Origin of the sequence: Microcoleus asticus IPMA8 (assembly GCF_013179805.1) — a bacterium.
Lineage (GTDB): Bacteria > Cyanobacteriota > Cyanobacteriia > Cyanobacteriales > Microcoleaceae > Microcoleus > Microcoleus asticus.
In genome coordinates, this window is sequence record NZ_SRRZ01000085.1 from 20766 (window position 1) to 32597 (window position 11832).

Genomic DNA, 11832 nt, shown 5'->3' on the forward strand with positions numbered 1-11832 from the left:
AGCACACAGAGTCCTACCCGCTCCCCTTAACAAGCCATACTTGTTATATTCAGCAATTACTTGGTAACAAGTGTCATGTCGGCTCCACAAGAGACTTCAGTCGCATTATAGGTAGCGACAGCAGGCGCACCAACAGTCTGCTTCTCACAAAGTACGCTCTGGGTGGTTTTTGCCTCGCCTGCATCAACCAACCCGACTCCCCCGGCATATCCTTTGAGAGACGCAATAGTAGAGCTGTTGGGGGTTGCCGTGGCGTCAGCCGAGGATGCCGTATTTGCTACACTGTAGTCATAGTTAGTGGTTTGAGTTTTGAGGCCGAGACCCAAAGTGGCAACGTCACTCCCAAATTTAGTATTCTCTGCGTAGTAAGCCTGCTGACCCTTGTTGATTGAACTGATATACTGTTTGCCTTCAGACTGCTTGGCTTTGTTTGCTTGGTTGAGGAAGGCGGGCAAAGCAATAGCAGAAAGAATACCGATGATAATGATAACAACCAGCAGTTCAATCAGGGTGAAACCTTGATCCTGTCTTCTTTTGTTGATGTGTTGCAGGAACTTGGCTTTAAATTCAGTCTTCATAAGTCTTTTCTCCGTGAGGGGTGGGATGCTCGTTTCTAACTCTTATATGTAACTTACCCAGTTTCCCCCGCTTTGCTATCATCCCATCCATTTTTTTTTTATGTCTGGCAACTAACGCTCCAAAAGCACGTACAGCAAGACTTCCAGCCTAGTCAACAGTTCCTTGACTTCATCTAAGGCCGTCTCCTGGGCTGCGGGTTCTAGATTAACAGCAGCCTCGGCTATAATCTGTAGCCACTTCTGGACTAGCGACACCACAGACTGCGGCCCATCCCAAAGAGGTAGCAAACAAGCCGCCATTTTACTGTCGATCGCCACCGGCGCTAAAGTTGGTACAATAATATAACGGCTAATCTCAAACGGCGTCTGGCTGTCAATGCAATTACTCAAGTCTTCCATAATCTGGGAAGTCCTCAGTTGAGGGTGCAGATGTACCCGCGCTGACTGCCAGTCAACCGCCGTCCATTCAGCAACTGGCACAAAAGCCTGAGCTCGATCGGGATTGCCGCACCAGAAATCAAACAAACGGTGGAGGGGATGTAACAAGTCAAATAAATGCAGTTGCTCTTCCAGAGAAGCTTCTGGCAGACTCATAGCCAAAAACGGAGGCAAATCATCTGGATCTTTGAATAAATCCATCAACTCCCACCTGCGCCAAGCCACCATACTGATAAACTCTAAATCAGCACCTCTCAACATTGCAAACATTTCAGGAATGGTACAACCTTTATCACCCACTAATAAATAGTTAGCCATAATCCATGCCTCATTCTGCGCGCGATCGGAATTCCACGTGAATGCCTTAAGTCCTACTTCATCTTGTAATGCTTCCATTGTTTCCCGGACTATTTCTATCTCCACTTCTCCCGGAGATCCATTCATTAATCCCATTGTTTTGAAAGCAGCTTGAGCGCGAAATACTCCGGCCCTACCATTTGAACTATGTAGGTTTGTGCGAATGATTCCGTCGGGAGACAGAACTGACTTCATCGCTTGCAATCCAGCAACAGCGTCGGGCAAGAGATACAGAACTTCGTCAGCATTAATATAGTCAAACTGTAACCCTAAACTTGGTAATTCTTCTATCTTCAAAGCATAAAATTCTGCATTGGCAACCCCATGATACTGTAAACGTTGCTCAGCTAGTTTCACTGATTCTGCTGATAAATCGATGCCTACTATTTTTGCTCCCGGATTGGCTAGAGCTAAAACCAAGGATTTATAACCAGTGCCGCATCCCGCATCTAGGATAACTTTACCTTTTGTATTAATAACTCTTCTATTTCGGAAGTAGTAAGCAGTGACAAGATTATGAAGGTAGAGCAATTCACTGTTGTCTTTTGGAGATAGTTCCAGCGGGGTTCTGGGATAAGGAGTATTGTCAAATTGCTGGCGGATATTTTCTATTAACTCTAAATTTTGGTGATCCATTTTTAATTACGCTCAACGGTGGCAAATTACCTTAGTATCTCAGAAAATAGCCGCTCGCCCGCCGGGCCACAACACATACTTGCCATAATACTCTCAAAACCAGATCGCCCAACGAACTACCACGTCCATGAACACCAACATCAGCCCCATCCTCAAAGTATTCACCCTATCCGCCGCCCTTTCCCTGGCCATCAAGTATGCAGGGCCTAGCTTATCCATACCCTCTACGGACCTCAACGCCCTCATCGCCGTCTTTACCCCCAGTATCATCTTAGCTGCCATCCTCGGCTGGCGATCGCGCCAACAGCCAAGATAGGGGAGGGAGCGCGATCGCGCCCAAAGACGAGTTAAATTAAACCAGGGGCGATCGAACACTCACACCAAAACCCCTTGATGCCCAGCAATATAGATGAGACAGACAATCACATGGATCTAGCCACCTTAAATCTGAAACCCTTAAATTTGCTGATTTTTCCTGATTGGAAGCAATCAGCATAATCTCTTTATTTAGAGTTAGAACTAATTATTAGGAGTCGGGTAAGTCATCCCGATCGCGATTTCCTAACTCTTTTAATAGATGTGAGCCAAACTGTAGAAAAATCAGAGTTAGATGCAAGTTTAATTCTATCAGGGATTGTGAGGAATCTTTTGATGGAAGAAGATTTAGATATTAACTGCGAACCGGAAATTATTTTATTGGAAAACCTCAATCGAAGCCAGTGGAGCGATATTTTGCCACAGATTCAATATTGAATTAAGCTGAATGCGGAAAATCACCAAGCAATAGCAGAATCGGGAACCGCACAAATTCCAGTAGTGGAACAGAACTTAGCGATATCACCCTTGACTCCCATCTCAGCATAGTAAGCCGGCTGACCCTTGTCGATCGAGGCGATATACTGCTTGGCTTCAGATTGCTTGGCTTTGTTTGCTTGGTTGAGGAATGCAGGCAAAGCTATAGCCGGAAGAATACCGATAATGATGATAACTACCAACTGTTCAATCAGCGTAAAACCTTGATCTTATCTTCTTTGATTGAGGTGTTGCAGGAACTTGGCTTTTAATTCAGTTTTCATGGTTTGTTTCTCCTTGAGGGGTGGGATGCTTGATTTGTAACTCCTGAATGTAACTTACTCACTTTCGTTCCTTCTCATATCACCCTGTGCTAAAAAAACTTAGCTAGGGCGGGGTGAACGCTCCAAAAGCAGGTAAAGAAACACTTCGAGCCTACTCAAGACTTCTTTAACTTCCTCCCAAGCTGCCTGTTCGCTGACAGGCTCTAGATTAACCGGATGCAGGGGTTTGAGCTTTAACCAGCGTTCCACAAGGGACTTCGCAGGACAAGCGCCCTCCCAAAGCGGTAGCAAGCAAGCAGCCATATAACTTTCTAGGAAAATAGGTACTAAAGCGGGCAAAGTGACATAACGGCTAATCTCGAAGGGTTGTTGGCTAGTGATGCACTGGATCAAGTCTGCTTTCGCCTGGGGAGTTTTTAGCTGAGGATGCAGGTGTACCCGCGCATCCTGCCAGTCAGATAAAGTCCATTCAGCAACCGGCACAAATGGCTGTGCCCTATCGGGATGACCGCACCAAAAGTCAATTAAACGGTTGACGGGATGTAACAATTCACATAAATGCAGCCCTTCTTCTGTAGAAATTTCTGGCAGGCTCATGGCTAGAAAAGCAGGTAAATTGTCTTGCTCTTTGAAAAGATCGAGCAAGTTCCATTGCCGCCAATTCACCATACTGACCAACTCTAAATCAGCGGCTTGCAGTGCCGAAAACATTTCAGGGATAGTGTAGCCTTTATCGCCTTGAAATAAATAATTCATTAGCATCCACTCTTCACTCTGGGCGGCATCGGGCTTCCAGGTGAGTTTCTTGAGAATGACATTATCTTTCAAAGCGGTCATAATTTCTCGGGCTAATTCCATTTCTAACTCTCGGGGATTTTCGTCCATCAATCCCATCATTTTGAAAACTTCCTGAGCCCAAAAATAGGCAAACCTCTGTAGCGAACTATGGAAATTAGCACGAATTATTCCCTGATATTTTAGCACAGACTTAAGTGTTTTCAATCCCGCCTTTATATCTGGGAGTAAATAAAGAACTTCGTCACTATTAATATAGTCATACTCTAATCCTAATTTAGGCAAATCTTCAATTGAAAGCACATGAAACTCTGCATTCTCAAACCCATGATATTCGAGACGGTGACGGGCTAACTTAACCGATTCTTCTGATAAGTCAATACCAACTATTTTAGCGCCGGGATTGGCTTCTGCTAAAGTCAAGGATTTATAGCCGGTGCCACAGCCTGCATCTAAAATAATTTTTCCTTCAGTTTCAATAACTGTTTGATTTCTTAAATAGTAAGGTGTTATAAGGTTATGAATATAGAGAAGCTGGTAGTTATCTTTAGGAGATTGTTCGAGCGGGATTCTGGGGTAAGGAGCGCTGTTAAATTGCTGGCGAATTTTTTCTACGATCTCAGATGTTTGGTTGTTCATTCTACATTGCTCCCGCTACTAACAAATGGCGCTGTGACATACGTTAATTTTAGGATGAGAAGGTATCTTATCTACGCGGCGCCCGAAAGGTAGTTGCGATCGCACTTTTCGGCAAACCCCACGCGGCTGGGGGGCAAGGACTGGGCATAATAGTGAGGGTAAATCTTTCCAGCCCCCGCGCAAAAACATATTATACAACCAACTACCACGTCCATGAACACCAACATCACCCCCATCCTCAAAGTATTCACCCTTTGCGCCGCGCTTTCGGTGGCCATCAAGTACGCAGGGCCTAGCTTATCCATACCTTCTACCGACCTTAACGCCCTCATCGCCGTCTTTACGCCCAGTATCATCTTAGCTGCGATCCTCGGCTGGCGATCGCAACAACAGCAGCAGTAGAGACGCCATCAAAAAGTGCGATCGATCTACACTAGGTCTAAAGACTGTGTTTTTGCCCAAATCTTAATTCCCGGCACAACGCAACCAAACTTGAGGCACTCACCATGATTCAAATCATACCTGTATTAGTAACATTCGATGAATTCATTGACTGGTATCCTGAAAATTCAGAACACCACTACGAACTGCACAATGGAGAAATTGTTGAGATGCCAAAAGCAACAGGTAAACATTCTAAAGTGGCCGGTTTTACCGCACTGAAAGTCGGAATATAGATTGAGCGTCTCAATTTGCCTTACTTCATCCCCAAAGAATGCGTTATCAAACCCATGCGCGAGGAATCGGGATATGAACCAGATATTATTGTACTTAACGAACAAACCATTGGAAACGAGCCGCGATGGGAGAAATCATCAATTATCACAATGGGTTCATCAGTCCCCCTAATCGTCGAGGTAACTAGCACTAATTGGGGGGATGATTATGCCCTAAAGCTTGAGGCATATGAGTCAATGGGTATTCAAGAATATTGGATTATAGACTATCTAGGATTGGGCGGCAGATGGTTTATTTGCCACCCCAAACAACCCACTTTTTCGGTTTACCAACTAATTGACGGCGAATACCAAGTCAAACTGTTCAGAGGGGGCGAGGGTATTGAGTCCCCAACTTTCCCAGAATTGAAGCTGACAGCGCAGCAGGTGTTCGCAAAAGGTAATTGAGGAGGCTGCTTATGCTGATGTCCGAGTAGGGGTATCTGATTAAAGATGCGATCGCGCGCATCTAAGGTATCTTGTAGAGATGCGATGAATCGCTTCGGGGCTGTAGAGCAATTAGCCAGCAGCAATTCCCAATACCCTATTCCTCAATCTAAAATCTAAAATCTAAAATCTAATGAAGCTAGGACAGTGGATGGGCTTATTAGCCCTCATCGCATCTTGTTACATCCTGTGGCAAATCAGGCAGGCCCTACTGCTGCTGTTTGCCGCCGTCGTCTTAGCCACAGCCTTAAACAGACTAGCGCGCTACTTGCAAAAATTCGGACTCAAAAGATCGATCGCCGTACTCTTATCAGTTAGCTTCCTAGTCCTGATCTTCGTAGGATTATTCCTAATCATTGTACCACCCTTTGCCCAACAGTTTCAACAACTTACCCAAAGAGCCCCTCAAGGAATAGCAAGGTTAAATGAGTGGATCGATCAGATTGAAGCTCGCTTTTCTGGACAAATTGGTCAGCGACTGCCGAATCTTGATATTAACGACATTATCCAACAACTGCAACCCCTATTCAATCAACTCGTCGGCGGCGCAGGAGCTTTTGTAGGCAACACCTTAGGCGTTATTCTCAGCTTTTTGCTAGTCATAGTTTTGACCTTAATGACATTAGCAGATCCTTTGTCTTACCGCAAAGGATTTATCCAACTATTTCCCTCTTTTTATCGGCGGCGAATCGATGGCATCTTGGATGAATGCGAAATAGCTCTTGGCAGATGGGTAATCGGTGCTTTAATTAGCATGAGCGTCATCACTTTTCTCAGCCTAATTGGTTTGTCAGTATTGCAAGTTCCCCTAGCTCTAGCTCACGCTGTTTTAGCTGGTTTGCTGAACTTAATACCCAATATCGGACCCGGTTTGAGCGTCATTCCCCCAGTGACGATCGCACTTTTAGACTCTCCCTTAAAATCCGGTTTTGTGCTTATCCTCTACTTTCTAATTCAACAATTTGAAAGCAACCTCCTCACCCCTTACGTTATGGCGCAGCAAGTAGCGCTACTGCCGGCTGTTACCTTAATAGCTCAAGTATTCTTCGCCACCTTCTTTGGATTTTTAGGACTATTACTTGCCCTTCCTCTCACCGTTGTGGCTCAAGTTTGGGTTAGAGAAGTTTTGATTAAAGACATTCTGAACCAGTGGGACACTAATCCCAGAAAGCTAGCAGCGATCGATACTGCTATTCACGAGGAGTACGAATCTTTAGGAGTAACACATAACAAGCCAGAAAGCCTGCCAGAACAAAAATTAGAAATCCCAAATAATACAGAAAGCCACACTCCTGAAAATCAATAATTGAATTAGATCGATGATGACTGTTGCACCCCTTGACAATCCACGTTTAAAAACTACTCAAGGAGTGCTTTTACCAACTATCAGTTTGCCAACTTATCAGACGTTATTGGCAGAATCTGGAGACCGCAGATCCTCTAAATTCGCTGACAGTCGAAGAGTGCTAGAAATCATGATGCCGTCCGACTTACATAAAAACATAAATTGGGAGCTGAAACGCATCGTTACCGCTTTAACTGAAAAGTTACACTTGAGACTTAAAGGATTTTGTTCGACGAGTTTAAATCGCTCCGATTTACAACAAGGTGCAAAACCAAATTCATGTTTTTATATCCAAACTCTTGACAGTATTCTCGGTAAAAAAAATTGAAATTTCAAAGGATGTGCCACCAGATTTAGTCATTGAAGTCTATCTGACCCGTATCTCCTCAAATCGATTACGAATTTATCAGCAGCTAGCAATTATTAAAAGGCGATATAGGGTAGAAAATGTGCAAATTGATAACGTTCAAAATCCCAAATATATTTTTTACGAATACAGTCTTTCATTTCCAATTATGCCTGCAACCTTGCTGGCTCATTTAATAAAAATCTCAGGAACTCAGGACGATAATGCTATTGTCCGATATTGCTGGCTGTGGGTGAGGCAGCAATTGCAAACACAGAGTTTGTAGCTAATTTATAGCGAAGAACAATAAAAAGGCCGATCGCCAAAACTGCATTCGGTCGATCGACATTCCATCACACTAAAATCTAAATCTAAAATCTAAAATAGTCTTATGCGATCGATCGACGAAATCAACGATAAAATCAGCCAGGGCAAAGCCACAGTCTGGACAATCGAAGAACTTAAAACTAGAGTTCAAGAAACCAGCATTACCCAAGCAGCCAAAGAAGTCGATGTGATTACCACCGGCACCTTCGAGCCGATGGAATCCTCCGGTGCAATCATCAACCTCGGGCATACCGACCCGCCGATAAAAATCCGCCAGTGCTGGCTGGACGGCGTTTTAGCCTACTCGGGCTTCGGGGCCGTAGACCTGTACCTGGGAGCCACCCAAGTAGCCGAAGACGGCGAAGAATCCCGCGAACGGGGCGGCGGACACGTCATCGAAGACTTAATAGCCGGCAAACCCGTGCAGTTGCGCGCCTTGGGGCAAGTAACAGACTGCTACCCCCGCGCCTCCTTTGAAACCACGATTACCCGCGATACCATCAACCAGTTTTATTTATTCAATCCCCGCAACGCATATCAAAACTTTATTGTTGGCGTCAATGGAGGCGATCGCCCGCTGTTCACCTACCTCGGCCCCTTGCAACCAAACCTCGGCAACGCAGTCTACTCGAACCTTGGAGCCATGTCTCCCCTGCTCAACGACCCCGACCTCGAAATCATCGGCATCGGCACTCGCATCTTCCTAGGAGGCGCTCAGGGCTACATCACCTGGGAAGGAACCCAGCACTTCCCCCTGCAAAAACGCCAGCCCAACCGCACCCCCATCGGCCCGGCCGCCACCCTCGCACTCATCGGCGACGCCAAACAGATGAACTCCAAATGGGTGCGAGGCTGCTACTTCAAAAACTACGGCCCATCCCTGATGCTGGGAGTCGGCATCCCCTTTCCCGTCTTAAACGAAACAGTCGTCGCCCACTGTGCAGTATCCGACAAAAAAATAGTAGCGCCGGTGGTAGATTTCTCTATCCCCCGGCGCGTTCGTCCCACCTTCGGTTTAGTCAGCTATGCTCAATTAAAGACTGGCCGCATCACGATCGAGGGCAAACCAGTGCGGGCGGCCCCTCTTGCGAGTATGTTTCTCTCCCGGCAAGTAGCATTGGAATTGAAGCAGCAAATTGAAACGGGTCAATTTACTCTCACGGCCCCAGTTGCTCCCCTACCAGCCGATCGAGTATTTCTCCCGCAAGATTTGTGGGGTGCCCAAGTGAGGCTGGAATAGACAGTTCCTAGACTAAAGTCACGGATTATAACTTGAATGAACCACAAGAGGATATTCAAAGATGATCGACGAGAACCAGTCTAAGTTCACTGATGAGGAAGTTGCGGCTGCTGAGAAACAGATTTTTGAACACACAAAGAGAATTGAGTTCTATCTGACGGAATATTCCATTGACTTTCTGGCCGTAAAGATGCAGAAAGGAGATTTTGAGATTCCGGCCTACCGACGCGAGTCCCCATGGGAACCAGAGCGCAAATCCCGGTTCATTGAGTCAGTATTGATGGGACTTCCGATCCCTTTCCTGTTTTTTTGGGAAAGCCCGTCAACAGGTAACCTTGAAATTGTTGATGGTTTACAGCGCCTTAGAACGATTGAGGAGTTCGTTCTTGGTGACTTTCCCCTAGGTGACTTGGAAGAACTCTCGCTACTGACCGGATTTCGATTCAAAGATTTTCCCAAATCTCGGCAACGAAAAATCCAGAACCATACTATCAGAGGGATCGTGCTCAATGAGCACGCCGATGAGCAAGCACGATTTGATCTTTTTGAACGAATTAACACAGGAAGCAAGGTCGCGAACAAGGCTGAGGTGCGTCGAGGTGCGTTAGGAGGTGCTTTCCTCGACCTTGTGATATCACTCGCCAAAGAGCCGAGCTTTGTCAAACTTGCGCCAATATCTGACAAGCTTTTATTGGAGCGCGAGAGAGAAGAACTCGTTACACGATTCTTCGCATACGGTGATGCGCTAGAAGCATATAAAGACAGAGTGTCGCCATTTCTTTTCACCTACACGAAGAAGATGAACGATCGCTTTAAACAGAACCCAGCAGAAATTGAGTCCTATCGGCAACGCTTCATGGACATGATAGACTTTGTCTCGCGCAACTTCCCGTCGGGTTTCCGCAAAACACTTAAAGGTAAGGCTACACCCCGATCGCGTTTTGAAGCTATAGCCATTGGAAGCTATCTAGCACTTCAGCAACGGCCTGAGATAGCTAACCAATCGCTCAAAGTTGAAGAATGGTTGAACAGCAAGGACTTTACAAAAGTAACCGGCGCCGACGGTGCGAACGCAATAGGCAGACTCAGGGCTCGTATACATTTCGTTCGCGATCGTTTACTTGGAGATTGAGGATGGAGGATTTGAGCCAAGCTTTTGAAGAGCGTTTACAGGAAATTGAAACTTACCTTGACCTGCTTGAGTCCATACAGGAACAAGTGCAGGGAGGACCTCCACAAATCGGAGAAGCTACGATCACTCCGCAACAGCAGAAAATCCTCTATTCGAGTGTTTACTTACAGCTCTACAATCTTGTCGAGTCAACTATTACTCGGTGCGTAGATGCCGTATCTAAGGCAGTGGTTAATAACAGATCGCAGCCCAATGAGTTGTCCATTGAGTTGCGCCGCGAGTGGGTGCGATGCACCGCACGCACCCATACTGATCTCAACTACGATAATCGCCTGGAATCTGCATTGAACCTCTGCGATCACCTAGTGCAAGCGCTCCCCATATCAACTTTTGAAGTTGAAAAAGGTGGAGGTGGAAATTGGGATGATGAGGAGATTTACAAACTTAGTAAACGTCTAGGATTGTCCTTAAATATAAGTCGTCAGGCTAATCGTGCTGTCAAACAACCATTTCGGGATGACCAAGGCGCACTTTCCCTGATCAAAAGTTTTCGGAACAAACTAGCACACGGTAATCTATCATTTGCAGAGAGTGGCAATAATATTACTGTTAGCCAGCTTCGTGACCTCACTGAACGAACAGCATTGTATCTGAGAGAGGTTGTAAATTGCTTCAAGTTATCGATCGATGCACATGAGTTCCTAATGCCGGAGAACCGACCTACATGAGCCAAGGCATGAATCCAGATGAGACTATGGTCGGCGCTCACAATGGCAAAGAGCCTCAGATCGATCGCAGAAGTACAGCCATTAGCTGCATCGATCTGTTTTGCGGTTTGGGCGGTCTTACGCATGGACTGATCCGAGGAGGTATTCAGGTTGTTGCGGGCATCGACATCGATCCACAATGTCGCTTCCCATATGAGAGCAACAACGACGCCCTTTTCGTCCAGCAGGATGTCAGCGATCTATCTGGTTCCCAACTTGCAGATATTTTTGGCGATGGGACATTGCGTTTGCTGGCCGGCTGCACGCCCTGCCAACCATTCTCGACTTACAGCCGTAAGGGACGCCAGGAACGCCAGCACACTAAGTGGGTTCTCGTATCCGACTTCGGTCGGTTGGTACGGGAGACTCAACCCGACTTCGTAACGATGGAGAATGTGCCACAGCTTTTAGAGCATGAAGTTTTCAAGGATTTTTTGAAGGACCTCGAAGGCTATGCGACCAGTTGCAGTATTGTAGATTGTGTTCAATATGGAGTTCCACAGACTCGTAAACGGCTTGTGCTGCTAGCGTCCCGATTCGGGCCAGTAGAATTAGTACCTCCAATCTTTTCTAGACGATCGTGCACAACTGTGCGTGAGGCCATTTCCCATCTACCCGCCTTAGCAGCCGGATGCTCCGATCCAAATGACGCACTTCATACCGCATCCTCACTAAGTGACCTGAACCTCCGCCGAATCAGAGCCTCAAAACCCGGAGGCACATGGCATGACTGGGATGATTCACTGCTGGCACCATGTCATCGTAAGAAATCTGGACAAACTTATGCTAGCGTGTATGGTCGTATGAAGTGGGACGCCCCGGCTCCAACGATCACAACCCAATGCTTCGGCTACGGAAATGGTCGGTTCGGACATCCGGAACAGGATCGTGCAATCTCTCTGAGGAATGAAAATTTAATAACTTTAGCGTCTGCTAAATAGTCGGAACTGCACGATAATTCCATTTGGGTAGATAGTCATCAAAAATAATTTT

At 46.1% G+C, this 11832-nt stretch carries 12 protein-coding genes and 2 pseudogenes; 9 read left to right on the plus strand and 5 right to left on the minus strand.

Annotation, left to right across the window (positions count from 1 at the left end):
* Positions 1 to 56 precede the first annotated feature (56 nt).
* Together E5S67_RS21075 and E5S67_RS21080 are read right to left on the minus strand one after the other, a co-directional pair.
* On the minus strand, positions 57 to 578 hold the full coding sequence (locus tag E5S67_RS21075; RefSeq protein WP_172190345.1) for a type IV pilin-like G/H family protein: 522 nt from the start codon (positions 576 to 578) through the stop codon (positions 57 to 59).
* A 111-nt stretch (positions 579 to 689) separates the two neighbouring features.
* Positions 690 to 2009, minus strand: a complete 1320-nt coding sequence (locus tag E5S67_RS21080; protein WP_172190346.1) for a class I SAM-dependent methyltransferase — start codon at positions 2007 to 2009, stop codon at positions 690 to 692.
* Between the two features lie 127 nt (positions 2010 to 2136).
* Here E5S67_RS21080 and E5S67_RS32595 point away from each other — a divergent pair, with 127 nt between their 5' ends.
* Together E5S67_RS32595 and E5S67_RS21090 are read left to right on the plus strand one after the other, a co-directional pair.
* Positions 2137 to 2325, plus strand: a complete 189-nt coding sequence (locus E5S67_RS32595) for a hypothetical protein (protein ID WP_216670621.1) — start codon at positions 2137 to 2139, stop codon at positions 2323 to 2325.
* Between the two features lie 263 nt (positions 2326 to 2588).
* The gene (locus E5S67_RS21090; protein WP_172190348.1) at positions 2589 to 2762 is read left to right on the plus strand and encodes a hypothetical protein; all 174 of its coding nucleotides are present in this window, start codon (positions 2589 to 2591) and stop codon (positions 2760 to 2762) included.
* Between the two features lie 95 nt (positions 2763 to 2857).
* On the opposite strand, the pseudogene E5S67_RS21095 reads toward E5S67_RS21090, so the two are convergent.
* The 3 genes and pseudogenes from E5S67_RS21095 to E5S67_RS21105 form a co-directional block, all read right to left on the minus strand.
* Positions 2858 to 3085: pseudogene (locus E5S67_RS21095) on the minus strand (type IV pilin protein); the annotation flags it as partial.
* 99 nt (positions 3086 to 3184) lie between these two features.
* Positions 3185 to 4519 carry a class I SAM-dependent methyltransferase gene (locus E5S67_RS21100; protein ID WP_172190349.1) on the minus strand — a complete coding sequence of 445 codons (1335 nt, stop codon included), beginning with the start codon at positions 4517 to 4519 and terminating at the stop codon, positions 3185 to 3187.
* A gap of 71 nt (positions 4520 to 4590) precedes the next feature.
* Entirely contained in the window at positions 4591 to 4824 is a 234-nt protein-coding gene (locus E5S67_RS21105) for a hypothetical protein (RefSeq protein ID WP_172190350.1), read from the minus strand.
* Positions 4825 to 5025: 201 nt separating this feature from the next.
* On the opposite strand from E5S67_RS21105, the pseudogene E5S67_RS21110 reads away from it, so the two are divergent.
* From E5S67_RS21110 to E5S67_RS21140, 7 genes and pseudogenes are all read left to right on the plus strand, one after another.
* A pseudogene (locus E5S67_RS21110) lies at positions 5026 to 5643 on the plus strand (Uma2 family endonuclease).
* Between the two features lie 172 nt (positions 5644 to 5815).
* Positions 5816 to 6988, plus strand: a complete 1173-nt coding sequence (locus E5S67_RS21115; protein WP_172190351.1) for an AI-2E family transporter — start codon at positions 5816 to 5818, stop codon at positions 6986 to 6988.
* A 302-nt stretch (positions 6989 to 7290) separates the two neighbouring features.
* Positions 7291 to 7659 carry a hypothetical protein gene (locus tag E5S67_RS21120; RefSeq protein ID WP_172190352.1) on the plus strand — a complete coding sequence of 123 codons (369 nt, stop codon included), beginning with the start codon at positions 7291 to 7293 and terminating at the stop codon, positions 7657 to 7659.
* Between the two features lie 105 nt (positions 7660 to 7764).
* The gene (locus E5S67_RS21125) at positions 7765 to 8940 is read left to right on the plus strand and encodes a homocysteine biosynthesis protein (protein WP_172190353.1); all 1176 of its coding nucleotides are present in this window, start codon (positions 7765 to 7767) and stop codon (positions 8938 to 8940) included.
* Positions 8941 to 9001: 61 nt separating this feature from the next.
* Positions 9002 to 10072: a DUF262 domain-containing protein gene (locus E5S67_RS21130; RefSeq protein ID WP_172190354.1), complete on the plus strand. Its 1071-nt coding sequence runs from the start codon at positions 9002 to 9004 to the stop codon at positions 10070 to 10072.
* 2 nt (positions 10073 to 10074) lie between these two features.
* On the plus strand, positions 10075 to 10800 hold the full coding sequence (locus tag E5S67_RS21135) for an MAE_28990/MAE_18760 family HEPN-like nuclease (RefSeq protein WP_172190355.1): 726 nt from the start codon (positions 10075 to 10077) through the stop codon (positions 10798 to 10800).
* The gene (locus E5S67_RS21140) at positions 10797 to 11780 is read left to right on the plus strand and encodes a DNA cytosine methyltransferase (protein ID WP_216670622.1); all 984 of its coding nucleotides are present in this window, start codon (positions 10797 to 10799) and stop codon (positions 11778 to 11780) included. Before E5S67_RS21135 ends, E5S67_RS21140 begins: the two co-directional genes overlap by 4 nt.
* Positions 11781 to 11832: the final 52 nt, after the last annotated feature.

Bases quoted from the DNA above. Each gene is read 5' to 3' on its own strand.
- E5S67_RS21075 (WP_172190345.1), bottom strand. From the start codon at position 578: ATGAAGACTGAATTTAAAGCCAAGTTCCTGCAACACATCAACAAAAGA.
- E5S67_RS21080 (WP_172190346.1), bottom strand. From the start codon at position 2,009: ATGGATCACCAAAATTTAGAGTTAATAGAAAATATCCGCCAGCAATTT.
- E5S67_RS32595 (WP_216670621.1), top strand. From the start codon at position 2,137: ATGAACACCAACATCAGCCCCATCCTCAAAGTATTCACCCTATCCGCC.
- E5S67_RS21100 (WP_172190349.1), bottom strand. From the start codon at position 4,519: ATGAACAACCAAACATCTGAGATCGTAGAAAAAATTCGCCAGCAATTT.
- E5S67_RS21105 (WP_172190350.1), bottom strand. From the start codon at position 4,824: ATGGATAAGCTAGGCCCTGCGTACTTGATGGCCACCGAAAGCGCGGCG.
- E5S67_RS21115 (WP_172190351.1), top strand. From the start codon at position 5,816: ATGAAGCTAGGACAGTGGATGGGCTTATTAGCCCTCATCGCATCTTGT.
- E5S67_RS21125 (WP_172190353.1), top strand. From the start codon at position 7,765: ATGCGATCGATCGACGAAATCAACGATAAAATCAGCCAGGGCAAAGCC.
- E5S67_RS21130 (WP_172190354.1), top strand. From the start codon at position 9,002: ATGATCGACGAGAACCAGTCTAAGTTCACTGATGAGGAAGTTGCGGCT.
- E5S67_RS21135 (WP_172190355.1), top strand. From the start codon at position 10,075: ATGGAGGATTTGAGCCAAGCTTTTGAAGAGCGTTTACAGGAAATTGAA.
- E5S67_RS21140 (WP_216670622.1), top strand. From the start codon at position 10,797: ATGAGCCAAGGCATGAATCCAGATGAGACTATGGTCGGCGCTCACAAT.